The following is a 24,944-nucleotide window of genomic DNA, read 5'->3' on the forward strand; positions in this document are numbered from 1 at the left end:
GTGGAGTTGACCGGTACTAATAGGCCGAGGGCTTGTCCTCAGTTGCTCGCGTCCACTGTGTTGTTCCCGGGTTGCGAACAGTCGCACCGGCACAAAATCTTGTTCAAGTGAATAGTGTGCTTGTTCGCTCGAACCCAATAGGGTTTCGGTGGTCATAGCGTTAGGGAAACGCCCGGTTACATTCCGAACCCGGAAGCTAAGCCTTTCAGCGCCGATGGTACTGCAGGGGGGACCCTGTGGGAGAGTAGGACGCCGCCGAACAATCTTTCAGGACCCTTGGTCCCAGCGTGCATGCTGGGACCAAGGGTCCTTTTTGTTGTCACTTGAATTTGCTCGAAGCGCGGTGGGCCCTCCACTGCGCGAGAATGACTTGCGGTACCCGAAGACAGGAGCTCCACCCATGTCCACCAACTCCTCCGACGACCGTCCGGAGCGCGAGCCTCGTCGTAGGGACGGTGGCGAGCGGGGCGGTTTCCGCGGACCCCGCCGCGACGACGACCGACGCGGCGGTGGCGGCTTCCGCCGTGACGACCGCCGTGACGAGCGTCGTGATGACCGTCGCGACGACCGCGGTGGCTTCACGCGTGATGACCGCGCTCCGCGCCGTGACGACCGGGGCGGCTTCGCGCGCGATGACCGCGCCCCCCGCCGTGACGACCGTGGCGGGTTCCGGCGGGACGACCGTCGCGACGACCGCGGTGGGTCCGCGCGCGATGACCGTGCCCCGCGCCGCGACGACCGTGGCGGGTTCCGGCGGGACGACCGCCGTGACGATCGGGGTGGGTTCCGTCGGGACGACCGGCGCGACGAGCGTCGTGACGACCGCGGTGGTTTCCGCCGGGACGATCGTGGTGGGTTCCAGCGCGGTGGTGACCGGCCGGCCTTCCCGCGTGACGACCGCGCCCCCCGCCGTGACGACCGCCGTGATGACCGGGGCGGCTTCCGCCGCGACGACCGGCGCGACGACCGTGGCGGTTTCTCGCGTGACGACCGCCGGGACGACCGCGGTGGCTTCTCGCGTGACGACCGGGCCCCGCGCCGTGACGACCGGAGGGACGACCGCCGCGACGACCGTGGTGGGTTCCGCCGCAACGACGAGCGTCCGCCGTTCCGGCGTGACGACGAGCGCCCTCCCTTCCGGCGTGACGACCGGGACCGCGACCGCGGGCCTCGCCGTGACGACGACCGTCGGGGCGGGTTCCGCGGGGGCTTCCGCGGCGGCCGTGACGACCGGCGCGACGACCGCGGGCGCGGTGGCTTCCGCGGCCGTGACGACCGGCGCGACGACCGCAGGGACGACCGTCGGGACCGTGAGCCCATCAAGCGGCTGCCCATCCCCGACGACGTCACCGGTGACGAGATCGACCAGGACGTGCGGCAGGAACTGATGAGCCTGCCCAAGACCCTCGCCGAGGACGTCGCCCGCAACCTGGTGATGGTCGCCAAGCTCATCGACGAGGACCCCGAGAAGGCGTACGCCTACTCGCGGATCGCCCTCCGGCTCGCCTCCCGCGTCGCCGCCGTCCGCGAGGCCGCCGGCTTCGCCGCGTACGCCACGCAGAAGTACGCCGAGGCCCTCGCCGAGTTCCGCGCCGCCCGGCGCATGACCGGCAACGTCGACCTGTGGCCCGTCATGGCCGACTGCGAGCGCGGCCTCGGCCGCCCCGAGCGGACCCTCGCCATGGCCGGCGAGCCCGAGGTGCAGAAGCTGGACAAGGCCGGCCAGGTCGAGATGCGGCTCGTCGCCGCCGGCGCCCGCCGCGACATGGGCCAGGTCGACGCCGCGATCGTCACCCTCCAGTCGCCCGAACTCGCGTCCAACTCCGTCCAGCCGTGGACCGCGCGCCTGCGGTACGCGTACGCCGACGCGCTGCTCGCCGCCGGCCGGGAGGACGAAGCGCGCGAATGGTTCGCCAAGGCCCTCGAGTCCGACAAGGACGGCACCACCGACGCCTCCGACCGGCTCGCCGAACTCGACGGCGTCGAGTTCGTCGACGCGTTCGAGGAGACGGAGGAGGCCGAGGAGACGGAGGGGACTGACGACGGCGGCCGGACCCGCGGCGGTGACCTCGATGAGGACCTCGACGAGGACAGCGACGAGGACACCGACGAGGACGTCGACGGCACCGAGCGCTGATCGCGGGACGAAACGAGGAAGGGCGGCACCCCGGGGGGTGCCGCCCTTCCTCGTTTCGTGCCCTCAGTCCAGGGCCAGACTGCGCAGGACCAGGCCCGTCGCCGGCTTCGGGCCGAACGAGGTCGACTTGCGGGGCATCGTCACGCCCTGGCGTGCCAGGTCCCGTACGACCTCCTCGCGCACCGGGTGCATGAGGACCGCCGTCGCCCCGTTCCGCTCCGCCTGCGTCACCGCCGCCCGCGCGTCGTGGATGTACGCGATGTGCTCCGGGGCGTCCGGGACCCGCCACACGTGCTCCAGCAGCGCCGCGTGCAGCACCGTCGCGTCCAGCGTCCGCCACGCCTCCGGCCGGTCCCGCCGCACCGTGCGCTCCAGCAGGTCCGGGTCGGCGCGGTCCACCAGGTGGAAGCGGCCGTCGCCCGCCAGCAGGAACGCGTTGCCGTCGCCCGCCGCCTCCGCCAGCGCGTCCAGGGCGGCCTCCAGCGGCACCTCCTCCAGCGTCCGCACCCGGAAGGCGCCGTCCAGGGCCGTCAGCGCTGCGGCGACCGGCAGGCGGTGCAGCAGCCGGTGGATCGCCCGCACCTGCAGCGGGTGGCGGGCCGTGTCGACGAGGAGCACCAGGCCGTAGTTCCACGGGCCCGGTCCCGACTGCTCCTCCCGGAGCCGCAGGTACGTCGCCCAGCGGTGGTGACCGTCCGCGATCAGCGCCTGATGGCCCGCCAGGTCCTCCGCGACCTCCGCCAGCTCCCCGGGGTCGGTCACCGCCCACAGGCGGTGGCCGAACCCGTCCTCCGTCGTCGTCGCCAGCAGCGGCGTGCCCGCCGTCGCCCGCTCGATCACGGCCGTCGCGCCCGTCACGCGGCCCTCGCCCCGGTACGTCAGCAGCAGCGGCTCCAGGTGCGCGCCCGTCGTCCGCATCAGGTCCGCGCGCTCCGCCACCACGTGCGGCATCACGTCCTCGTGCGGCAGGACCACGCCCTCCGCCGGCGACGACAGCTCCAGCGCGCCGATCAGGCCCCGCTGCAGCAGGTCGCCCTTGCGCTGCTCGTACACGTACAGGGCGGGCTCCGCGTCCGGGGCGAGCACGCCGTCCGCCAGCCAGTCCGCGAGGGTGTCCGCCGCCCGGCGCGGACGGGCGTCGGGCGTCGGCGCCTGAGGCAGGATCAGCCGCACGATGTTGTGCGGGTCCGACGACTCCAGGTGGTGCAGCCCGTCCGGCCTGACGACCACGTCGTACGGCGGGGAGGTCACCGCGGCGAGGCTGCGGACCCGTTCGGGGACGTACCGCAGTCCGCGGAAAGGTTTCAGGTGAAGGCCGTCGTTGGCCGCAGGACCTCTCGTGTTCATCCTTGCATCGTAGGTGGGGGGCCAGATGAGCGATGATCGGGGGACGGGATCCGCCGGACGAGTGAGGAGCCAGGACGATGGGGCAGCACGGACGGAGCGCGCCGGGTGGCAGCGCGACCGCGTTGAGCGCGGCGTACGACACGGCGCTGCTGGACCTGGACGGCGTCGTCTACGCGGGCGGCGAGGCCATCGCGCACGCCGTGGAGGCGCTGGCGGAGGCGCGGGCCGGCGGGATGCACCTGGCGTACGTCACCAACAACGCGCTGCGCACCCCCGACGCCGTCGCCGCGCACCTCACCGAACTGGGCGTGCCCGCCGAGCCGGCCGACGTGATCACGTCGGCGCAGGCGGTGGCGCGGCTCGTCGCCGACCGGCTGCCGCAGGGGTCGCGCGTCCTCGTCATCGGCGGCGAGGGGCTGCGGGTGGCGCTGCGCGAGCGGGGCCTGGTCCCCGTCGAGTCCGCCGACGACGACCCGGCGGCCGTCGTCCAGGGGTACGGCGGGCCCGAACTGCCGTGGGGCCGGTTCGCGGAGGCGTCGTACGCGATCGCGCGCGGCGTGCCCTGGTACGCGTCCAACACCGACCTGACCATCCCCGGCGCGCGCGGCATCGCGCCCGGCAACGGCGCCGCCGTGGAGGTCGTGCGGATCGCGACGGGCGCCGAACCGCAGGTCGCGGGCAAGCCGCTGCCGCCCATGCACCGCGAGACGATCCTGCGGACCGGGGCGCGGCGGCCCCTCGTCGTCGGGGACCGGCTCGACACCGACATCGAGGGCGCGCACAACGGCGGCGTCGACTCGCTGCTCGTCCTCACCGGCGTGACCACCCCGGCGGTGCTGCTCGCGGCCCGGCCCGAGCACCGGCCGACGTACGTCGACGCCGACCTGCGGGGCCTGCTGACCGGGCAACCCGAGGTGACCGGGACGGCGGAGGGCGCCTTCCGCTGCGGGGGATGGGTCGCGGCCGTCGACGGCGAGGCGCTCGCCCTCGACGGGAGCGGCGGGCCCGTGGACGGGCTGCGGGCGCTGTGCGCGGCCGCCTGGAGCCACGCCGGGGACGGCGTGTGCGGCCTGGAGGCGGGCAAGGCGCTGGCCAGGCTGGGGTGGTGACACCCCCGCGATCATCGCGGCGAGGGTAGGCTAACCTAACCGCGTGTTGGTTGAGAGTTCCTCCGAACAGAGCGCGGAGCCCCAGGCCGCCGCGCAGCCCCGCGGGCGCCGGTCGGTGCGCGCGGCAGGGCTGTTGCTGTCCCTCGGCGTACTGGTGCTCGTGTGTGTCGCGAGCATCGTCGTCGGCGCCAAACCGGTGCCGCTCGGCGATGTCTGGCACGGCCTGTTCCAGAACTCCGGGACCGGCAACGACATCCTCGTCGCCGACGTCCGCGTCCCGCGCACGCTGCTCGGCCTCCTCGCCGGCGTCGCCCTCGGGCTGGCCGGCGCCGTCATGCAGGCCCTCACCCGCAACCCGCTCGCCGAACCGGGCCTGATGGGCGTCAACGCGGGCGCGGCGGCCGCTGTGGTCACCGCCACCAGCCTCCTCGGCACGACCTCCTTCATGGGGTACGTGTGGTTCGCGTTCGTCGGCGCCGCGATCGTGTCGGTGCTCGTGTACGTGCTCGGCGGCGGGCGCAGCGCCACGCCCGTGCGGCTCGCGCTGGCCGGCACCGCCGCGACCGCCGCGCTGTACGGGTACGTCAACGCCGTCCAGCTGCTCGACTCGGCGGCCCTGGACCGGCTGCGGTTCTGGACCGTCGGGTCGCTGGCCGGCGCCGACGCGGACGTCGTCGCCGCGGTCGCGCCGTTCGTCGCCGCCGGCGTCGTGTTGGCCGCGCTGGTCGCCCGGCCCCTCAACGCCATGGAGATGGGGGACGACACCGCCCGCGCGCTCGGCGCGAACCTCACCCGCACCCGGGTGCTGGCCATGCTCGCCGTGACCCTGCTGTGCGGCGGCGCGACCGCCGCGTGCGGGCCGATCGTCTTCGTCGGACTGATGGTGCCGTACCTGGTCCGCGCCCTCACCGGGCCCGACGTGCGGTGGATCCTGCCGTACGCGGCGGTCCTCTCGCCCGTGCTGCTGATCGGCTCCGACATCGTCGGCCGGGTCGTCGCCCGCCCGTCCGAGCTCCAGGTCGGCATCGTCACGGCGCTGATCGGCGGGCCTGTCTTCATCCACCTCGTACGCCGCAAGAGGATGGCCCAGCTGTGACCGCGACCCCCGTACCCACCGCTCCCGCGCCGGCCGCGTCCGGCGCCCCGGCCGCCCGTACCCACACCGTCCGGGCCGTCCGGACGGCGGGCGGGCTGTCCGTCCGGGTCGAACCGCGCGCCGTGGCCGTCTGCCTGCTGCTGCTCGCGCTGGCCCTCGCCACCGGGATCGTCCTCATCGGCAGCGGGGACTTCCCCATGGCGCCCGGCGACGTCGTCGCCACCCTCCTCGGCGACGGCACGGCCGTGCAGGAGTTCGTCGTCCTCGACCTGCGGCTGCCGCGGGTCCTCGTCGCGGTCCTCGTCGGCGCGGGCCTGGCGGTCGGCGGGGCGGTCTTCCAGACCCTCACCCGCAACCCGCTCGGCAGCCCCGACATGCTCGGCATCAACCAGGGCGCGATCGTCGGCGCCCTCGGCGTGATCGTGCTCCTCCACGGCGACGCCACCGCCGTCGCGGTCGGCGGACTGGTCGGCGGCACGCTGACCGGTGCCGCCGTGTACGTCTTCGCGTGGAAGCGGGGCGTGCACGGCTTCCGGATCGTCCTCATCGGCATCGGCCTCGCCGCGATGCTCACCGCGGTCATCCACTACCTGATCACCAAGGCGAACCTGGTCGACGCGACCCGCGCCGTGGTGTGGATGACCGGTTCCCTGGAGGGCCGGGACTGGACCCAGTTCTGGCCGCTGCTGGCCGTCAGCGCCGTCCTGCTGCCGCTGGTCCTCGCGTACGGGCGGCCGCTGCGCATGCTGGAGATGGGCGACGACGCCGCGTACGCGCTGGGCGTGCGCGTGGAGCGGGTGCGGATCGTGCTGCTGGTCTCCGCGGTGCTGCTCGTCGCGTCCGCCACCGCCGCGGCCGGCCCCATCACGTTCGTCGCGCTCAGCGCGCCCCAGCTGGCCCGCCGGCTGACCCGGTCGCCCGGCCCGAACCTGGGCGCGTCCGCGCTGATGGGCGCGGCGGTGCTGCTGGTCGCCGACTGGACCGCCACCAACGCCTTCGGCGAGCGCCAGCTGCCCGTCGGCGTCGTCACCGGCGTCGTCGGCGGCTGCTACCTGCTGTGGCTCCTGGTCACCGAGCGCCGAGCAGGCCGGATATGACCCCCGTGAACGACCAGAACGCCAGGAGTACGTCCATGCAGCCCCAGCCCCCGCAGCAGCGCCTCGCCGCGGAGTCCGTCACCCTCGCCTACGAGCAGCGGACCATCGCCCGCGACCTGTCCGTGGCGATCCCCGACAACTCCTTCACGGTGATCGTCGGGCCGAACGCCTGCGGCAAGTCCACGCTGCTGCGCGCCCTCGCCCGGATGCTGAGGCCCACGCAGGGCCGGGTGCTGCTGGACGGGCAGAGCATCCACACGATGCCCGCCAAGAAGGTCGCGAAGACGCTCGGGCTGCTGCCCCAGTCGTCGATCGCGCCCGACGGGATCACCGTCGCCGACCTCGTCGCCCGCGGCCGCTACCCGCACCAGGGGCTGCTGCGGCAGTGGTCGCCGCAGGACGAGCGGATCGTCCGGGAGTCGATGGACGCCACCGGCGTCGGCGAGCTGGGCGACCGGTACGTCGACGAGCTGTCCGGCGGGCAGCGCCAGCGCGTCTGGATCGCCATGGCGCTCGCCCAGCAGACCCCGCTGCTGCTGCTCGACGAGCCGACGACGTACCTCGACATCCAGCACCAGATCGACGTCCTCGACCTGTGCGCCGAGCTCCACGAGACGCAGGGCCGCACCCTCGTCGCCGTCCTGCACGACCTCAACCACGCCGCGCGGTACGCCACGCACCTCATCGCCGTGCGCGGCGGGGAGATCGTCGCCCAGGGCCCGCCGTCCGAGATCGTCACCGCCGACCTCGTCGAGCGGGTCTTCGGCCTGCGCTGCCAGGTCATCGACGACCCCGAGACGGGCACGCCGCTGATCGTGCCGGCGGCCCGGCGGGCGCGGGCGCCGCAGAAGCAGCGGTAGCCGCGGCGGGGCGGCACGGCACCGGTCCGGACCGCCGGCGGGCGGGGGCTTCGCGGTAGCGTCGGGGCATGGACGCCACGCCCCCGCAGCAGCTCCGCCCTCCGGCCGACCCGGACCCCGCCGGCGCCCCGGACCCCGCCGGCGCCCCGGCGCCGCCCGCGTCCCCGCCCGGGGCGGACGGCGGCGCGCCCGCCGGCCCCGACGAGGAGGGGGCCGGCGGCGGACCCCTGCCGCTCGGCGTCGAGCGGACCGCCACCGGGCACGGCCTCGTGGACGCCCTGCTGGAGCGGCTGGGTGACGCCGACCACCTCGTGGCGGACGGACACCCGGAGGTGTACGAGGATGTACACCGGGGGCTGCGCGAGGCGCTGGCCGCGCTGGACGCACACCCCCGGCCGGGACCCCCGAACGACCACAGGAGCTGAACCGAACGTGGCAGGAGTGGCACGCCGCCGTCTCGACGCCGAGCTTGTACGCCGCAAGCTCGCCCGCTCGCGCGAACACGCGAGCCAGCTGATCGCGGCGGGGCGGGTGACGGTCGGCGGCACCACCGCCACCAAGCCCGCCACCCAGGTCGAGACCGCCGCGGCCCTCGTCGTCTCCCCGGACGACTCCGACCCCGAGTACGTGTCGCGCGGCGGCCACAAGCTCGCCGGCGCGCTCGCCGCGTTCGTACCGCGCGGGCTGGAGGTCGAGGGGCGGCGGGCGCTCGACGCCGGGGCGTCCACGGGCGGCTTCACCGACGTGCTGCTGCGCTCCGGCGCCGCCCACGTCGTCGCCGTCGACGTCGGCTACGGGCAGCTCGCCTGGTCGCTGCAGAGCGACGAGCGCGTCACCGTCAAGGACCGCACCAACGTGCGCGAGTTGACGCTCGACGCGATCGGCGGGGAGCCCGTCGACCTGGTCGTCGGAGACCTCTCGTTCATCCCGCTGGGCCTCGTCCTGCCCGCGCTCGCCGGCGTGACCGGGCCCGGCGCCGACCTCGTGCTGATGGTCAAGCCGCAGTTCGAGGTGGGCAAGGAGCGGCTCGGCAGCGGCGGCGTCGTCCGCAGCCCCGAACTGCGCGCCGAGGCCGTACGGAACGTGGCGCGGCAGGCCGCCGGGCTCGGGCTCGGGGTCCTGGGCGTCACCGCGAGCCCCCTGCCCGGACCGTCGGGCAACGTCGAGTACTTCCTGTGGCTGCGGGCCGGGGCGCCCGCGCTCGATCCGGCCGACGTCGACCGCGCCGTGGCGGAGGGACCCCGTTGACCTCACGACCGAACACGGCACCGGGCCCGAGGCCGCGGACCGTCTTCCTCCTCGCGCACACCGGCCGTCCCGCCGCCGTGCGCAGCGCGGAGCTCGTCGTCCTCGGCCTGCTGCGCAGCGGCCTCGGCGTACGGGTCCTGGCCGCCGAGGCCGCCGACCTGCCGCTGCCGCCGTCCGTGGAGACCGTCCCGGAGGCCACGCCCGACGTCCTCGACGGCTGTGAGCTGCTGATCGTCCTCGGCGGTGACGGGACGCTGCTGCGCGGCGCCGAGTTCGCCCGGGCGTCCGGCGTGCCGATGCTCGGCGTCAACCTGGGGCGGGTCGGGTTCCTCGCGGAGGCCGAGCGGGACGACCTCGACAAGGTCGTCGACCGGGTGGTCACCCGCGCCTACGAGGTCGAGGAGCGCATGACCCTCGACGTCGTCGTCTACGACAACGGCGACGTCCTGCACACCAACTGGGCGCTGAACGAGGCGGCCGTGCAGAAGGTCGCGCCCGAGCGCATGCTGGAGGTCGTCCTCGCCATCGACGGGCGCCCGGTGACCGGCTTCGGCTGCGACGGTGTGATCTGCGCGACACCGACCGGGTCCACGGCGTACGCCTTCTCCGCGGGCGGGCCGGTGATCTGGCCGGAGGTCGAGGCGCTGCTGATGGTGCCGATCGGCGCGCACGCCCTGTTCGCGAAGCCGCTGGTCACGACGCCCGACTCGGTGCTGGCCGTGGAGGTCGAGCCGCACACCCCGGACGGGGTGCTGTGGTGCGACGGGCGACGCACCGTCACCCTGCCCGCCGGAGCGCGGGTGGAGGTGCGGCGCGGATCGGTGCCGGTGCGGCTGGCGCGGCTGCACCACGCGTCGTTCTCGGACCGGCTCGTCGCCAAGTTCGCCCTGCCCGTCTCGGGCTGGCGCGGCGCCCCGCACTAGGTCGTGTCTTCGAAGTCCCGTCTGCCGGGCGAACGACGCCACTTCGAAGACACTCCCCAGGCCCCGCGCCAGGCCCGCGACGGCCGTGGACGCGCCACCCCCGCGGGTGATTGCGGGGGTGGCGCCACCTGGTCGTTCCGGCGTGGAGGACGGGGCTCGTCGCGTCGGGGCCGCCGGACCTCGTATGGTCTTCCACGTGCTGGAGGAGATGCGGATACGGTCGCTCGGAGTCATCGACGACGCGGTGGTCGAGCTGTCACCCGGGTTCACCGCGGTGACCGGTGAGACGGGCGCGGGCAAGACCATGGTCGTGACCAGTCTGGGGTTGCTGTTCGGCGGGCGCGCCGACCCGGCCCTGGTGCGGATCGGAGCCGCGTCCGCCGTCGTGGAGGGACGCGTCAGCGTCGCCCCCGACGACGCCGTGGCCCGCCGCGCCGAGGAGGCGGGTGCCGAGCTCGACGACGGGGCGCTGCTCATCAGCCGCACCGTCTCGGCCGAGGGCCGCTCGCGGGCGCACCTCGGCGGGCGCAACGTCCCCGTGGGGCTGCTCGCCGAACTGGCCGACGACCTCGTCGCCGTCCACGGCCAGACCGACCAGCAGGGCCTGCTCAAGCCGGCCCGGCAGCGCGCCGCGCTCGACCGGTACGCGGGCGACGCCGTCGCCGGGCCGCTCGCCGCGTACGGGAAGGCGTACCGGCGGCTGCGGGCGCTCGACGCCCAGCTGGACGAGCTGACCACGCGGGCGCGGGAGCGGGCGCAGGAGGCGGACCTGCTGCGGTTCGGGCTGGCGGAGATCGAGGCGGTCGCGCCGCGCGCCGGCGAGGACGTGGAACTGGCCGCCGAGGCGGAGCGGCTCGGCCACGCCGAGGCCCTCGCCTCCGCCGCCGCGCTCGCGCACGGCGCGCTCGCCGGGGACCCGGAGGACCCGGAGGCGGTCGACGCGACGACGCTCGTCGCCGGCGCGGGACGCGCCCTGGAGTCCGTGCGGTCCCACGACGCGGCCCTGGCCGCGCTCGCCGACCGGATCGGGGAGATCTCGATCCTCCTCGCCGACGTGGCGGGCGAACTCGCCGGGTACGCCGACGACCTGGACGCCGACCCGCGGCGGCTGGCCGCCGTCGAGGAGCGGCGCGCCGCGCTGACCGCGCTGACCCGCAAGTACGGCGAGGACGTCGCCGCCGTCCTCGCCTGGGCGGAGGAGGGCGCCGCCCGGCTCACCGAACTCGACGGCGACGACGACCGGATCGAGGAGCTGACCGCCGAACGGGACGCCCTGCGCGCCGAACTGTCGCAGCTCGCCCAGGTCCTCACCGACGCCCGGACGGAGGCGGCCGCGCGCTTCGCGGACGCGGTCACCGCCGAGTTGGCGTCGCTGGCGATGCCGCACGCGCGCGTGTCGTTCGACATCCGGCAGACCGAGGACCCCGACGGCGTCGAGGTCGGCGGGCGGCGCGTCGCCTACGGGCCGTCCGGCGCCGACGAGGTGGAGCTGCTGCTCGCGCCCCACCCGGGGACCCCGCCGCGCCCCATCGCGAAGGGCGCGTCCGGTGGTGAGCTGTCCCGGGTGATGCTCGCCGTGGAGGTCGTCTTCGCCGGTACGGACCCGGTGCCCACGTACCTGTTCGACGAGGTCGACGCCGGCGTCGGCGGCAAGGCGGCCGTCGAGATCGGCCGGCGCCTCGCCAAGCTCGCCAGGACGGCGCAGGTGGTCGTGGTGACGCACCTGCCGCAGGTCGCGGCGTTCGCCGACCGGCAGCTGCTGGTGGAGAAGACCGACGACGGCTCCGTCACCCGGTCCGGGGTGACCGTCCTGGAGGGCGAGGACCGGGTGCGGGAGCTGTCGCGGATGCTCGCCGGGCAGGAGGACTCCGAGACGGCCCGGGCCCACGCCGAGGAGCTGCTGGCGACCGCGCGTGCCGATCTGTGACCCCGGGCCCGCCGGGCACCGGGCGCGGGCGGGCGGCCCCGACAAGGTGACGATCATGATCGACCACCTGCTGAGGGCCGCCGCCGTCTGCGGTACGGCCGCCGCGGCGACCCGTGCCGTGCGCGCGGGTCTGGCGCGCCGCCGCAGGCCGGCCTGGGAGCGGACCAACCACGCGGGCCGCGCCGTCGACCTGTACGCGGCGCCCGCCGTCACCGCCGGCACCGCCCTCGCCGCCCTGGGGGCGCCCTCGCCCCGGGAGCGGGGCGCCGCCGTGCTGGCCGCCCTGGCCGGGGCGGCCTGCGGGGCGTACGACGACGTGCGCGGCGACCACCGGCGCGGCTTCCGCGCCCACCTGGGCGCCCTGCGGCACGGCGAGGTCACCAGCGGCGCCGTCAAGCTGTTCGGGATCGGTGCCGCCGGGCTCGCGGCGGGCGCGCTGCTCAAGGAACGGCCGTTCGACCGGCTGCTCGCCGGCGTGGTCGTCGCGGGCGCCGCCCACTTCGTCAACCTCGTCGACGTACGGCCCGGGCGCGCCGCGCTGGCCGTCCTCGCCCTCGGGGCGCCCGGCGTGGCGCGGGGCGGGCCGCTCGCCGCCGCGCCCATGGGTGCGGCGGCCGCCGTCCTCGGCGACGACCTGGGGGAGCGCACGATGCTCGGCGACACGGGGGCACACGCCCTGGGCGCCGCGCTCGGCGTGGCCGTCGCCGCCGGGAACGGGCGGCTCGGGCTCGCCCTGCACGCCGCGGCGTTCGTCGCCGCCGCCGTCAACGGGGAGAGCGTCAGCCGCCTCGCTCGCTCACCCGTGTGAGTGATCCCGGCGGCGAGGTCGCGCCGCCGGGCGCCGGAAAGTGGCGGGATACGGCCGGCTGCGCCCCGGAGCGGTGCCGGAACGTGCGTACGGACTGGCATCCTTGGCGGGTGACACAGCTGCGTACGGTCCAGGTGCTGGGCGGCGGCAGCGCGGGCGGCAGCGCTCACGTCAGATCACTGGCCGCCGGGCTCGTGGCGAGGGGCGTGCGGGTGACCGTGTGCGCCCCCGCCGAGCTGGACCACGCCTACGACTTCCCGGGCGCCGGGGCGCACTTCGTGCCCGTGCCGCCCCGCAGCGACCCGCTGACCGTGGGCGTGCTGCGGGCCGTGTGCGCGGGCGCCGACGTCGTCCACGCGCACGGGCTGAACGCCGCGGTCCGGTCCGCGGCGGCCCTCGCCGCGCAGCGGGTGCCGCTCGTGTTCACCTGGCACTCCCGGCCGCACGCCGAGGGGGCGCGCGGCCATCTGCTGCGGCTGAGGGAGCGAAGGGCCGTACGCGCGGCGGCCGTCGTCCTCGCCACGTCGTCGGAGCTGGTCGACCGGGCCCGCCGGCGGGGTGCCCGCGACGCCCGCCTCGGGCCCGTCACCCTGCCGCCGCCGCGCGGCCTCGCCCACCTGACCGGGGAGAAGGCGCGCGCCGAACTGGGCGCGGTGGGCCGGCCGTTGGTGGTGACGGCCGGGCCGCTGGAGCCGTACCGGGGGCACGGCACGCTGCTGGACGCGTCCCGGCGGTGGCTCGGCCACGACCCGGTGCCGCTGGTCGCCGTCGCCGGCGAGGGCTCCCGGTGGGCCGCGCTCCGGCGGCGCGTCGACGCCGAGGGGCTGCCGGTGCGGCTGCTCGGGCGGCGCGACGACGTGACGGCGCTGCTGGCCGCGGCGGACGTGGCGGTGCTGGCCGGCCGCTGGGAGGCGCGGGCGCCGTTCGCCCAGGAGGCGCTGCGGCTGGGCGTGCCGCTGGTCGCCACCGCGGTGGGCGGGGTGCCGGAACTGGTCGGGGAGGCGGCGGAGCTCGTCCCGTACGGCGACTCCGTACGGCTCGCGGCGGCCGTGACCCGGCTCCTGTCGGACCCGGCCCGGCACGCGGCGCTCGCGGCGGCCGGGCCGCGGCAGGCCGCGACGTGGCCGACGGAGGAGGAGACCATCGCCCAGGTGCTGAGCGTCTACGACGAGCTGTGCCCGCGCGGCGGGCGCGGCTCCGGGGCCCGGCGCCCCGCCGGCCCCCCGCCCGGCCAGGGCGCGTAGCGGCGGGCCCGCAGGGCGGGGGAGAGGGCCGGGACCGTCCGGGGGCGTCCAGGTCCGTGCCGGGGAGCTCGGAGACGCGGGCCGGCCGGTGGTACGGCGTCCGGCGGCTCAGGTGCGGCTCCCGCGCGGTCTCCGCCTTGCGGCCCGCGTGCGCCCGGTACGTCCCCGGCGTCGGCGGCAGCGGGCCGCGCGACACCGCGTCGTGTTCCCGCAGCGGGCCGATCACCCGGTCCGCGAACACCGCCGGGACCGGCACGCCGACCCGCGACAGCTCCTCCGCGACCACCCGCGCCGGCGGTGCCCAGCGCCGGCGGCTCCAGGGCCCGCCGTGCGGTGACACCGCCCTGTTCGTCCACGGGGCGGGACGCCGGCGCGCCCGCCCCCGGAGCATCCCCGGGGCCGCGGCCCCGGGGAGGTCAGCCGCCGTAGGCGCCGCTCGCGGTCAGGCGCAGCGCCGTGTCGATCAGCGGCACGTGGCTGAAGGCCTGCGGGAAGTTGCCGACCTGCCGCTGGAGGCGCGGGTCCCACTCCTCGGCGAGCAGCCCCAGGTCGTTGCGCAGGGCGAGCAGCTTCTCGAACAGCTTGCGCGCCTCGTCGACCCGGCCGATCATCGCCAGATCGTCGGCCATCCAGAACGAGCACGCCAGGAAGGCGCCCTCGTCGCCGGGCAGGCCGTCCACGCCCTCGTCGGAGCCCTGCGTCGGGTAGCGCAGGATGAAGCCGTCCTCCGTGGACAGCTCCCGCTGGATCGCCTCGATCGTGCCGATGACCCGCTTGTCGTCCGGCGGCAGGAAGCCCACCTGCGGGATGAGCAGCAGCGACGCGTCCAGCTCGCGCGAGCCGTAGGACTGCGTGAAGGTGTTGCGCTCCGGGTCGTAGCCCTTCTCGCACACGTCGCGGTGGATCGTCTCGCGCAGCTCGTGCCACCGCTCCAGCGGGCCGTCGGCGTCGCCGGACTCGATCAGCTTGATGGTGCGGTCGACGGCGACCCACGCCATGACCTTGGAGTGGACGAAGTGGCGGCGCGGACCGCGCACCTCCCAGATGCCCTCGTCGGGCTCGTTCCAGTGCTTCTCCAGGTAATTGATCAGCTTCAGCTGGAGGAGCGACGCGTAGTCGTTGCGGGCCAGGCCCGTCATGTGGGCCAGGTGCAGGGCCTCGGTGACCTCGCCGTACACGTCGAGCTGGAGCTGCGCGGCGGCGCCGTTGCCGACGCGGACCGGGGCGGAGCCCTCGTAGCCGGGCAGCCAGTCCAGCTCCGCCTCGCCCAGCTCCCGCTCGCCCGCGATGCCGTACATGATCTGCAGGTTCTCCGGGTCGCCGGCGACCGCGCGCAGCAGCCACTCGCGCCAGGCGCGGGCCTCCTCGCGGTAGCCGGTGCGCAGCAGCGAGGAGAGCGTGATCGCCGCGTCCCGCAGCCAGGTGTAGCGGTAGTCCCAGTTGCGGACGCCGCCGATGTCCTCCGGCAGGGAGGTCGTCGGCGCGGCGACGATGCCGCCGGTCGGCGCGTACGTCAGCGCCTTCAGCGTGATCAGGGAGCGGACCACCGGCTCCCGGTACGGGCCGCGGTAGGTGCAGTGGTCGACCCACTCGCGCCAGAACTCGGTGGTCGCCTCCAGCGCGCCCTCGGGGTCGGGGAGCGGCGGCTGCGGGTGGTGCGAGGGCTGCCAGCTGATGGTGAAGGCGACCCGCTCGCCGGCGGCGACGGTGAAGTCGGCGTACGTGGTGAGGTCCTCGCCGTACGTCTCGCACGCCGTGTCGAGCCACACCGAGTCCGGCCCGGCGACGGCGACCGTGCGGTTGTCGACCTTGTGCACCCACGGCACGACCCGGCCGTAGCTGAACCGCATCCGCAGCGCGGAGCGCATCTTCACCCGGCCGCTGACGCCCTCGACGATCCGCACCAGCTGCGGCGCGCCGTCGCGGGGCGGCATGAAGTCGGTGACGCGCACCGTGCCGCGCGGCGTGTCCCACTCGGATTCCAGGATGAGCGAGTCGCCCCGGTAGCGGCGGCGGTCGGCGGCCGGGGGCCGGGAGCCCTCGGCGTGCGCCGGCCCGACCCGCCAGAATCCGTGTTCCTCGGTCCCGAGGATTCCTGCGAAGACGGCGTGCGAGTCGAAGCGGGGCAGGCACAGCCAGTCCGCCGTGCCGTCCCGGCAGACCAGGGCGGCGGTCTGCATGTCTCCGATGAGTGCGTAGTCCTCGATGCGCCCGGCCACGTGCAATCTCCAGTCGAACGGCCACGTTCGCCCCGCGGGGCGCTTACTGGGGTCAGGGTCAAGGATCGTTGACGCGAGGGGTCCCGGACGACGGGCGGGGGTGGTGCCGTACGCGGGCCTGACTCGGCAACGGGTGTCCGAGCAGGATACGACGCGCCCGGGTCCTCTGTGTGATCTTCCTGGTAGAGGCTGGTAGTGCGGATGATCCGAACGAGTGAGCGCGTACCCAGATGTGCGCGTGCATGCAGCACGGCGCACGCCCATCTGTTTCGCACAGGTCCGCGCGCATGCGCGCAGGACTCCACAATGGCCGATTCGTGGCGGTCGTGTGGCCGGAACGCGGTCCCCTTCCGTCGCTGATACCCTGGTAGCCCGTGGACCGGTGGGCGCCGCAGAACCAATCGGCGGCCCCCGAACCGCAGCGACGGCACCCCCGGAGACCTCGGGTTTTCCCCTCGGACCGCTCCGGGCCGGACGCCGGTACGCACCTCCAGACCGCGACCACGGGAGCCCCCTCTTGGCCATGCCGCCCGCTGCTTTCCGAAACAGCACAGCCACGACGACCAAGCACATCTTCGTCACCGGGGGTGTCGCCAGCTCCCTCGGCAAGGGCCTGACGGCCTCCAGCCTGGGTGCGCTCCTCAAGGCGCGGGGCCTGCGGGTCACGATGCAGAAGCTCGACCCGTACCTGAACGTCGACCCCGGCACGATGAACCCGTTCCAGCACGGTGAGGTGTTCGTCACCAACGACGGCGCCGAGACCGACCTGGACATCGGCCACTACGAGCGCTTCCTCGACGTCGACCTCGACGGCTCCGCCAACGTCACCACCGGCCAGGTGTACTCCACCGTCATCGCCAAGGAGCGGCGCGGCGAGTACCTCGGCGACACGGTGCAGGTCATCCCGCACATCACCAACGAGATCAAGCACCGCATCCGCCGCATGGCCGCCGACGACGTCGACGTCGTCATCACGGAGGTCGGCGGCACGGTCGGCGACATCGAGTCGCTGCCGTTCCTGGAGACCGTCCGCCAGGTCCGCCACGAGGTCGGCCGCGACAACGTCTTCGTCGTGCACATCTCGCTGCTGCCCTACATCGGCCCGTCCGGCGAGCTGAAGACCAAGCCGACCCAGCACAGCGTCGCGGCGCTGCGCAACATCGGCATCCAGCCGGACGCGATCGTCCTGCGCGCCGACCGGGACGTGCCGACCGCCATCAAGCGCAAGATCTCCCTGATGTGCGACGTCGACGAGGCGGCCGTGGTCGCCGCCATCGACGCCAAGTCGATCTACGACATCCCGAAGGTGCTGCACACCGAGGGCCTCGACGCCTACGTCGTCCGCAAGCTCGACCTGCCCTTCCGCGACGTCGACTGGACCACCTGGGACGACCTGCTGGACCGCGTCCACAACCCGGACCACGAGGTCACGGTCGCCCTCGTCGGCAAGTACATCGACCTGCCCGACGCCTACCTGTCGGTCACCGAGGCCATGCGCGCCGGCGGCTTCGCCAATAAGGCCCGCGTCAAGGTCAAGTGGGTCACGTCCGACGACTGCAAGACCCAGGCCGGCGCGGCCCAGCAGCTCGGCGACGTCGACGCGATCGTCATCCCGGGCGGCTTCGGCGAGCGCGGCGTCAACGGCAAGGTCGGCGCCATCCGGTACGCCCGCGAGAACCGGATCCCGCTGCTCGGCCTCTGCCTCGGCCTGCAGTGCATCGTCATCGAGGCCGCGCGCAACCTCGCCGGCATCACCGACGCGAACTCCACCGAGTTCGACGCCGCCACCTCCCACCCCGTCATCTCGACGATGGAGGAGCAGCTGGCGTACGTCGAGGGCGCGGGCGACCTGGGCGGCACCATGCGGCTCGGCCTGTACCCGGCGAAGCTCGCGGAGGGCTCGATCGTCCGCGAGGTCTACGGCGACCAGCCGTACGTCGACGAGCGGCACCGCCACCGCTACGAGGTGAACAACGCCTACCGCGCGGAGCTGGAGAAGAAGGCCGGCATCCTCTTCTCCGGCACGTCCCCGGACAACAAGCTCGTCGAGTACGTCGAGTACCCGCGCGACGTCCACCCCTACCTGGTCGCCACCCAGGCCCACCCCGAGCTGCGGTCCCGGCCGACCCGGCCGCACCCGCTGTTCGCCGGCCTGGTGAAGGCGGCGGTGGAGCGCCGGCAGGCCGCCGAGTCCGGCAGCTGACGGCGTCACCGCAGGCGATACGGTTGACCGGGGTGCGGGTCCACGCGGACCCGCACCCCGGTTCCGTGTGCCGAGGGAGGACGACCGCATGACCATCAAGGACACGCCGGCCCAGTGGCGGGTGACCGCGACGGAGACCCCGTTCCGGGGCAACAAGACGAGTGTCCGCACGGACGAGGTGGTCATGCCGGACGGGGCGGTCGTGCGCCGCGACTACCAGGTCCACCCCGGCTCGGTCGCCGTGCTCGCGCTCGACGACGACGACCGCGTCCTCGTGCTGTGCCAGTACCGGCACCCGGTGCGGCAGAAGCTGTGGGAGATCCCGGCCGGCCTGCTCGACGTGCCCGGCGAGAACCCGCTGCGCGCGGCCCAGCGGGAACTGTACGAGGAGGCCCACGTCAAGGCCGAGCAGTGGCACGTCCTGACCGATGTGTACACGACACCGGGCGGCTGCGACGAGGCCGTGCGAATCTTCCTCGCGCGCGGCCTGTCGGAGGCGGACGGGGAGCGCTTCGAGGTCGCCGAGGAGGAGGCCGACATGGAGATCGCCCGCGTCCCGCTGACCGAGCTGGCGCGGGGCGTCCTGGCGGGGGACCTGCACAACAACTGCCTGGTGGTGGGTGTCCTGTCGGTGCTCGCCGCGCGGGCGGGCGACGGCCTCGACGCGCTGCGCCCGGCGCAGGCGCCCTGGCCGGCGAGGCCCTTCACGGCGTGAGCGGGACCGGCGCGGGGCCACCCGGCGCCAGCCGGTGTGACGATCAGCTGATCCGATCGGGCGATGTGCGGGCCGCGCTCCGCACGGAACGCCCCCGGCGCTGAACTACGCTCGGAGCACCCGCCGGAGACCCGGCGGAACCAGCACGTAGCGCAGGCGGACGGGAGCGTGACCCGTGACGGACCAGGCGGTGAACATCGGCGACCCCGAGCGCCCCACAGCCGGCGCGGGCGGCACGGGACGACCGGGCACCGACGCCTCCCGCCCCGCCCGGGACGACCACCGGGACACGGACGCGCCACCGGCGCCGCCCGCCGGCGCCGACCGGCCGCGCCCCGCCCCCGCACCGGCCGCCGGGGGCCCGGACACCGCCGGAGGACCCGGGCGGACCGGAGGGGACGCCCCCGCCCCCCGGCGGGGCGGGGGTCCCGCGGGCGCCGGCCGGCCGGCGCCGGACGGCACCCGCGGCGAGCGTCCCGGGCGCGCGGCGCGCGACGCCGGCGCGCACGACCGGCAGGGCGCCGGGGGTCCCGGACGGGGCCGCGGCCAGGGGGACGGCGGCGGCCGGGCCGGCGCGCCGGAGGACCGCGAGCGGCCGTTCTTCGGGCGGACGCGGGAGATCAAGGCGCTGCGGGTCGACATCTCGCGGGCCGGGCTCGACACCCTCGCCGGGCGCAAGGCGCCCCGCGCGCGCGTGCTGCTCATCGCCGGGCGGCCCGGGTCCGGACGGACCGCGCTCGCCGAGGAACTGGTCCGGGACCTGGAGCGCGGCTACCGCGACGGGGTGCTGCGGGCCCGCCTCACCGAGCCGGGCGGCGAGGCCGTACCGGTCGAGCGGGTGGCCCGCGCGCTCCTGGACGACCTCGGCGTCGCCGCGCCCGCCGGAGCCGACGAGGACGACGTCAGCGAGCTGCTGCGGGCCGCCCTGCTGGACCGCCGCGCCCTGCTCCTGCTCGACGACGCCGCCGACGCCGGGCAGGTGGACGCCCTGCTCCCGGAGAACCCCGACTGCCTGGTCGTGGCCGTCGCGCACGGCCCCCTCACCGGCATCCCCGACGTCCGGCCCTGCACGGTCGGCGGCCTCGACGTCAAGGCCGCCGTCGAGCTCCTCGACACCTACGCCGGCTCCGTCCGCATCACCGTCGACCCGCAGGCCGCCGAGACGCTCGCCGAGCTGTGCGCCGGCCAGCCCGCCGCGCTCGTCCTGGCCGGCGGGTGGCTCGCGGCCCATCCCACCGCGTCCGTCGCCGACCTGGCCAAGCGGCTGCGCGCGGTGCCGGACGACGACGGCCGCCCCGCCGCGCTCCGGCCGCTCGCCCGCGCCTTCCGCCTCGCGTACGAGACGCTGCCCGCACCCGGCGCGCGCGCCCTGCGCCTGCTCTCCCTCGCCCCGCTGGGCACGGTGGACCCGCAGACCCTGTCCGGGCTGGCCGGCTGCTCGGTGTCGACCGCCGCGTCGCTGCTCGACGGCTTCGTCGCGCTCGGGTTCGTACGGAAGGCCCCGCACGGCCAGTACGAGGTGCCCGGGTGCCTGATGCCGTTCCTGAGGGAGCGGCTCGCCGCCGAGGACCGGCCCGCCGAGACGCAGCTGGCGCGGGCGCGGATGCTGGAGCGGACCGTGCGGCTCCTGCAGTCCTGCAAGGCGGTCACCGAGTCCGAGGGCGCCCCCGCGCGCCGCCGCCTCGCCGGGCTGCCGCGCGCCCTGCGCTTCTCCAGCCGGCGGGCCGCCGCCGAGTGGCTGGAGCAGCGGCAGCCCGCCCTGCTGGCCTGCGCGCGCCTCGCGGTCGCGGACGGGGAGCTGGACACGCTCGCCCGCCGCCTGATCGCCGCCCTCGTCCGGGCCCTCGCCGCGCACCGCGGCACCGAGGCGGCCGCGCCCGAGCTGTACGGCCTCCACCAGCTGGTCCTCGGCGTCGCCGAGCGCCGCGGCCTGCACCGGGAGCGTGCCGCCGCCCTGCTGAACCTCGCCGACCTGGACGCCGGCACCGGCCGCACCCGCGACGCCCTGGCCCGCTACCGGGCCGCCCTGGACGCCGGCCGGCTGGCGAACGACCCGTACGCGACCGGGCGCGCGATGGAATCCGTCGGAGGGGCCTACCAGGAGCTGGGGGACTGGCAGCGGGCCGCCGACTGGTACGGCCGGGCCCTCGCGCAGCGGCTCGCGCGGGACGAGCGGGCCGACCAGGCGCGGCTCTACGGCCGGCTCGGCGCCGTCCACACCTACGCCGGCCGCTACGGCGAGGCGCTGCGCAACTGGCGCGCGGCGGCGGCCGGTTACCGGCGCCTGGCGGATCTGCCGGGCCACGCGCGGGCGTTGAGCGAGGCGGCCCGGGTGCAGGAGTACGCGGGCCGTCCCGAGGACTCGTTGCGCACCTGCGAGGAGGCCGTGGAGTGGGCGCGCCGCGCCGGTGACGCGCGGCTCCACGCCGCGTTGCGGCTCCGTCTGGCGGACACCCTCGACCGCCTCGGGGACCCCGCCGCGGCCCGGATGCACCGTGCGGCCGCCGAGGGACTCCTCGGCTCCGGCGGGCTCACCGGGCAGCCCGGGCCCGCAGGTCAGGGGCCCTTCGACCATCCCGCCCCGTCTGCCTACGAAATCCGCAGTGGTTCTCAAAAAAATTAATGCTTTGTAAGGCTAGACACGGGGAAGTCCTTCATTAGACTGGGTCCGCCGCGTTTACCCGCGGTGTATCCCGGTGTGTCCTGCAACACACGGGTATGTATCGCTGTACAGCGCTTTGCCCCCCTTACCCCTGATTCAAGGACCGTGATCGACGATGAAGGTCGGCATCCCCCGCGAGGTCAAGAACAACGAGTTCCGCGTCGCCATCACCCCGGCCGGTGTGCACGAGCTCGTCCGCAACGGCCATGAGGTCTTCGTCGAGCGGAACGCCGGTGTCGGCTCCTCGATCACGGACGACGAGTACGTGGCCGCCGGTGCGCGGATCCTCCCCACCGCCGACGAGGTCTGGGCCACCGCCGACCTGCTGCTGAAGGTCAAGGAGCCCATCGCCGAGGAGTACCACCGCCTCCGCAAGGACCAGACCCTCTTCACGTACCTGCACCTCGCCGCCTCCCGCGAGTGCACGGACGCGCTGCTGGAGTCCGGCACCACCGCCATCGCCTACGAGACCGTCGAGACCGCGAACCGCGCGCTGCCGCTGCTCGCCCCGATGTCCGAGGTCGCGGGCCGGCTGGCCCCGCAGGTCGGCGCGTACCACCTGATGCGCGCGGCCGGCGGCCGCGGCGTCCTGCCCGGCGGCGTCCCGGGCGTGATCCCGGCCAAGGCCGTGGTCATCGGCGGCGGCGTCTCCGGCTGGAACGCCACGCAGATCGCCGTCGGCATGGGCTTCGAGGTCACCCTGCTCGACCGCGACATCAACAAGCTCCGCGAGGCCGACAGGATCTTCGGCACGAAGGTCAAGGCCGTCATGTCCAACTCCTTCGAGCTGGAGAAGGCCGTCCTGGAGGCCGACCTCGTCATCGGCGCCGTCCTCATCCCGGGCGCCAAGGCCCCGAAGCTGGTCACCAACGAGCTCGTCTCCCGCATGAAGCCCGGAAGTGTCCTTGTCGACATCGCGATCGACCAGGGCGGCTGCTTCGAGGACTCCCGCCCCACCACGCACGCCGAGCCGACCTTCCGGGTCCACGACTCGATCTTCTACTGCGTGGCCAACATGCCGGGCGCCGTCCCGAACACCTCCACCTACGCCCTGACCAACGCCACGCTCCCCTACATCGTGTCGCTGGCCAACAACGGCTGGGCCGAGGCGCTGCGCCGCGACCCGGCGCTGGCCAAGGGCCTCAACACCCACGACGGCAAGGTCGTGTACAAGGAGGTCGCCGAGGCGCACGGCCTCGACCACGTGGGGATCGCCTCCCTCATCGGCTGACGCCCGTCCGCGCTCCCCGTCGCCCACCCGCCCGCCCGCGGCGGCCGGTTGACGCCGGGTCAACGCGCACCGTCAACCTCATGCACCCGGCCGGACCTCGTGGGACGAGGTCCGGCCGGACGCGTGTCCGCTCGTACGCGGGTGTCGGTTCAAGTCGCCTCGAACGTAACCCTTCAACCGTTTCGCACACCCGCGAAACACGAGGATGGACGGCCCCACACCCTTGACAGGAAGGCGTTCGGGCCCCGACACATCCCGCCGCGTCCGGCCGATTGTGTTGCTGCGGAGCGGTGACACGCCATAGAGTCGCCAACCGTCGGCATAGTGCCACGCTGACCTATCGATAAGTTTCCTGGTCCCGTCCAAGGAGGTAAGACGACTTGTGAATGAGTCGACATTTACTCCCGAGGTCGCCCGACCAGGAACGCCGGCGGCGGGCCGCGGTGGTCCGTCCTCCGGACCCGAGGCCGCCGGATCCGCCGCGGCCCGGACGTCCGCGACGCACCAGCACATGACGGCACCCCACACGATGAAGACGATGGACGGCCCACACGTGAACGCCATGGCCGGCAACGAGAGTGGCCGAGAGTCCACCCACTTCGCCGCCTACGACGAGCTGCCCGAGGGGCACTTCTACGACCCCGACGCCGAGTACGAGCCCGACCCCGAGTACGCGGCCACCCTCGCGCCCGACGCCGCCCGGCAGCGCCGCGAGCGGATCGGCCCGACCGGACGGCCCCTGCCGTACTTCCCGATCCCGGGTCCGCTCACCGAGCACGGCCCCGCGAAGATCATCGCGATGTGCAACCAGAAGGGCGGCGTCGGCAAGACCACGTCGACCATCAACCTGGGCGCCGCGCTCGCGGAGTACGGGCGGCGGGTGCTGCTCGTCGACTTCGACCCGCAGGGCGCCCTCTCGGTCGGCCTCGGCGTCAACCCGATGGAGCTCGACCTCACCGTCTACAACCTGCTCATGGAGCGGGGCATGTCGGCCGACGAGGTCCTCCTGAAGACCGCCGTGCCCAACATGGACCTCCTGCCGAGCAACATCGACCTGTCGGCCGCCGAGGTGCAGCTCGTCAGCGAGGTCGCCCGCGAGTCGACGCTGCAGCGCGCCCTGAAGCCGCTGCTGCAGGACTACGACTACATCGTGATCGACTGCCAGCCGTCCCTCGGCCTGCTGACCGTCAACGCGCTGACGGCCGCCCACAAGGTGATAGTGCCGCTCGAGTGCGAGTTCTTCGCGCTCCGGGGGGTCGCGCTGCTCACGGAGACCATCGAGAAGGTCCAGGAGCGCCTCAACCCCGAACTCGAGCTCGACGGCATCCTCGCCACGATGTACGACTCGCGGACCGTCCACAGCCGCGAGGTCCTCGCCCGCGTGGTCGAGGCCTTCGACGACCACGTCTACCACACGGTCATCGGCCGCACCGTCCGCTTCCCGGAGACCACGGTCGCGGGCGAGCCCATCACCACGTACGCCTCGAACTCGGTCGGCGCGGCCGCCTACCGCCAGCTCGCCAGGGAGGTGCTCGCCCGGTGTCACGCCGAGTGAGTCTGCCCGGAGCCGACGAGCTGTTCCGCACCACCGGGGGCATGGCGCTGCAGGCGTCCACGCCCCGACGCCAGCCCGCGGAGGAGGCCGCCCGGGTACCCGGGCAGGGCGGCGAGCAGGACCCGCCGTCCGAGGAGCACTCGGCGGCGGCGGGGGACGCCGAGACCGCGCGGCAGCCCCGGGCACGGGCGTCGGCCGACGAGCCGGAGTCCGGTACGGCCGCCAGGACCGCGGCCGCGGCCTCCGGGGCGGCGGCGGGCGCGCCGGCCGCCCGGCGGGGGCGCAGGTCCCCGAACCGCCGGCCCAGCGGGCGGGAGCGCCACGACGAGAAGATCACCGTCTACGTCTCCGCCGAGGAGCTGATGGACCTGGAGCACGCGCGCCTGGTCCTGCGCGGGGAGCACGGGCTGGCCGTGGACCGCGGGCGCATCGTCCGCGAGGCCGTCGCGGTGGTCCTGGCCGACCTGGAGTCCCGGGGGGACGCGAGCATCCTCGTACGGCGGCTGAGGGGCCGCTGAGCGCACGGCGGCCGAGCGGCCGCCGAGCGGACCCTCCCGCGCGTG

At 74.7% G+C, this 24,944-nt stretch carries 20 protein-coding genes, 1 rRNA gene and 1 pseudogene; 19 read left to right on the forward strand and 3 right to left on the reverse strand.

All coding sequences use genetic code 11. From position 1 onward, the window contains the following. Nucleotides 1-144: 144 nt before the first annotated feature. The 3 genes from rrf to IE106_RS22670 all read left to right on the forward strand — a co-directional run bounded on the left by rrf (nucleotide 145) and on the right by IE106_RS22670 (nucleotide 2,137). Nucleotides 145-261, forward strand: a 5S ribosomal RNA gene (rrf, locus tag IE106_RS22660). 26 nt (nucleotides 262-287) lie between these two features. Further along, a complete protein-coding gene (locus IE106_RS22665) occupies nucleotides 288-1,388 on the forward strand; it encodes a hypothetical protein (RefSeq protein ID WP_189537025.1) in 1,101 nt (366 codons plus the stop codon). Further along, nucleotides 1,373-2,137, forward strand: a complete 765-nt coding sequence (locus IE106_RS22670) for a tetratricopeptide repeat protein (protein WP_229840713.1) — start codon at nucleotides 1,373-1,375, stop codon at nucleotides 2,135-2,137. The genes IE106_RS22665 and IE106_RS22670 overlap by 16 nt, the downstream gene beginning before the upstream one ends. 63 nt (nucleotides 2,138-2,200) lie before the next feature. Here the strand turns inward: IE106_RS22670 and IE106_RS22675 are convergent, their stop codons facing one another. Next, nucleotides 2,201-3,484, reverse strand: coding sequence for a DUF1015 domain-containing protein (locus IE106_RS22675; RefSeq protein WP_189537027.1), 1,284 nt, complete (start codon nucleotides 3,482-3,484; stop codon nucleotides 2,201-2,203). Nucleotides 3,485-3,561: 77 nt separating this feature from the next. Between IE106_RS22675 and IE106_RS22680 the strand changes: the two genes are divergently transcribed. The 10 genes from IE106_RS22680 to IE106_RS22725 all read left to right on the forward strand — a co-directional run bounded on the left by IE106_RS22680 (nucleotide 3,562) and on the right by IE106_RS22725 (nucleotide 13,796). After that, nucleotides 3,562-4,593, forward strand: coding sequence for an HAD-IIA family hydrolase (locus tag IE106_RS22680; RefSeq protein WP_189537029.1), 1,032 nt, complete (start codon nucleotides 3,562-3,564; stop codon nucleotides 4,591-4,593). Between the two features lie 136 nt (nucleotides 4,594-4,729). Then, nucleotides 4,730-5,689: an iron chelate uptake ABC transporter family permease subunit gene (locus IE106_RS22685; RefSeq protein ID WP_229840722.1), complete on the forward strand. Its 960-nt coding sequence runs from the start codon at nucleotides 4,730-4,732 to the stop codon at nucleotides 5,687-5,689. Then, nucleotides 5,686-6,786 (forward strand): FecCD family ABC transporter permease, encoded by a 1,101-nt coding sequence (locus IE106_RS22690; protein WP_189537030.1) that lies wholly within the window; start codon nucleotides 5,686-5,688, stop codon nucleotides 6,784-6,786. The genes IE106_RS22685 and IE106_RS22690 overlap by 4 nt, the downstream gene beginning before the upstream one ends. A 35-nt stretch (nucleotides 6,787-6,821) precedes the next feature. Continuing rightward, a complete protein-coding gene (locus IE106_RS22695) occupies nucleotides 6,822-7,646 on the forward strand; it encodes an ABC transporter ATP-binding protein (RefSeq protein ID WP_229840715.1) in 825 nt (274 codons plus the stop codon). Nucleotides 7,647-7,714: 68 nt separating this feature from the next. Next, nucleotides 7,715-8,071, forward strand: a complete 357-nt coding sequence (locus IE106_RS22700) for a hypothetical protein (RefSeq protein WP_189537032.1) — start codon at nucleotides 7,715-7,717, stop codon at nucleotides 8,069-8,071. Between the two features lie 7 nt (nucleotides 8,072-8,078). Further along, nucleotides 8,079-8,894, forward strand: coding sequence for a TlyA family RNA methyltransferase (locus IE106_RS22705; RefSeq protein WP_189537033.1), 816 nt, complete (start codon nucleotides 8,079-8,081; stop codon nucleotides 8,892-8,894). Continuing rightward, nucleotides 8,891-9,817 carry an NAD kinase gene (locus IE106_RS22710; RefSeq protein WP_189537034.1) on the forward strand — a complete coding sequence of 309 codons (927 nt, stop codon included), beginning with the start codon at nucleotides 8,891-8,893 and terminating at the stop codon, nucleotides 9,815-9,817. Before IE106_RS22705 ends, IE106_RS22710 begins: the two co-directional genes overlap by 4 nt. Nucleotides 9,818-10,001: 184 nt before the next feature. Beyond that, nucleotides 10,002-11,744 carry a DNA repair protein RecN gene (gene recN, locus IE106_RS22715; protein WP_189537035.1) on the forward strand — a complete coding sequence of 581 codons (1,743 nt, stop codon included), beginning with the start codon at nucleotides 10,002-10,004 and terminating at the stop codon, nucleotides 11,742-11,744. Between the two features lie 55 nt (nucleotides 11,745-11,799). Further along, nucleotides 11,800-12,552 (forward strand): hypothetical protein, encoded by a 753-nt coding sequence (locus tag IE106_RS22720; protein WP_189537036.1) that lies wholly within the window; start codon nucleotides 11,800-11,802, stop codon nucleotides 12,550-12,552. 110 nt (nucleotides 12,553-12,662) lie between these two features. Continuing rightward, nucleotides 12,663-13,796 carry a glycosyltransferase family 4 protein gene (locus IE106_RS22725; RefSeq protein WP_189537037.1) on the forward strand — a complete coding sequence of 378 codons (1,134 nt, stop codon included), beginning with the start codon at nucleotides 12,663-12,665 and terminating at the stop codon, nucleotides 13,794-13,796. Here the strand turns inward: IE106_RS22725 and IE106_RS31030 are convergent. Then, nucleotides 13,793-14,049, reverse strand: a pseudogene (locus IE106_RS31030) (helix-turn-helix domain-containing protein); the annotation flags it as partial. The gene IE106_RS22725 and the pseudogene IE106_RS31030 overlap by 4 nt on opposite strands. A 163-nt stretch (nucleotides 14,050-14,212) precedes the next feature. Next, the gene (locus IE106_RS22730; protein WP_189537038.1) at nucleotides 14,213-16,015 is read right to left on the reverse strand and encodes a glycoside hydrolase family 15 protein; all 1,803 of its coding nucleotides are present in this window, start codon (nucleotides 16,013-16,015) and stop codon (nucleotides 14,213-14,215) included. A 523-nt stretch (nucleotides 16,016-16,538) separates the two neighbouring features. On the opposite strand from IE106_RS22730, the gene pyrG reads away from it, so the two are divergent. The 6 genes from pyrG to IE106_RS22760 all read left to right on the forward strand — a co-directional run bounded on the left by pyrG (nucleotide 16,539) and on the right by IE106_RS22760 (nucleotide 24,899). Continuing rightward, nucleotides 16,539-18,218, forward strand: a complete 1,680-nt coding sequence (gene pyrG, locus IE106_RS22735) for a CTP synthase (RefSeq protein WP_189537039.1) — start codon at nucleotides 16,539-16,541, stop codon at nucleotides 18,216-18,218. 88 nt (nucleotides 18,219-18,306) lie between these two features. Then, nucleotides 18,307-18,933: an NUDIX domain-containing protein gene (locus IE106_RS22740; protein ID WP_189537040.1), complete on the forward strand. Its 627-nt coding sequence runs from the start codon at nucleotides 18,307-18,309 to the stop codon at nucleotides 18,931-18,933. 619 nt (nucleotides 18,934-19,552) lie between these two features. Next, complete coding sequence (locus IE106_RS22745; protein ID WP_189537250.1) at nucleotides 19,553-21,556, forward strand: tetratricopeptide repeat protein; 2,004 nt, start codon at nucleotides 19,553-19,555, stop codon at nucleotides 21,554-21,556. Nucleotides 21,557-21,710: 154 nt separating this feature from the next. Then, nucleotides 21,711-22,826, forward strand: coding sequence for an alanine dehydrogenase (ald, locus tag IE106_RS22750; RefSeq protein ID WP_189537041.1), 1,116 nt, complete (start codon nucleotides 21,711-21,713; stop codon nucleotides 22,824-22,826). Nucleotides 22,827-23,337: 511 nt separating this feature from the next. Further along, nucleotides 23,338-24,381 carry a ParA family protein gene (locus IE106_RS22755; protein ID WP_229840716.1) on the forward strand — a complete coding sequence of 348 codons (1,044 nt, stop codon included), beginning with the start codon at nucleotides 23,338-23,340 and terminating at the stop codon, nucleotides 24,379-24,381. Continuing rightward, nucleotides 24,378-24,899 carry a hypothetical protein gene (locus IE106_RS22760; protein ID WP_189537251.1) on the forward strand — a complete coding sequence of 174 codons (522 nt, stop codon included), beginning with the start codon at nucleotides 24,378-24,380 and terminating at the stop codon, nucleotides 24,897-24,899. The genes IE106_RS22755 and IE106_RS22760 overlap by 4 nt, the downstream gene beginning before the upstream one ends. The last annotated feature ends 45 nt before the right edge of the window (nucleotides 24,900-24,944 follow it).

Origin of the sequence: Streptomyces roseolilacinus (assembly GCF_014649335.1) — a bacterium.
In the GTDB taxonomy this organism is placed as follows: Bacteria; Actinomycetota; Actinomycetes; order Streptomycetales; family Streptomycetaceae; genus Streptomyces; species Streptomyces roseolilacinus.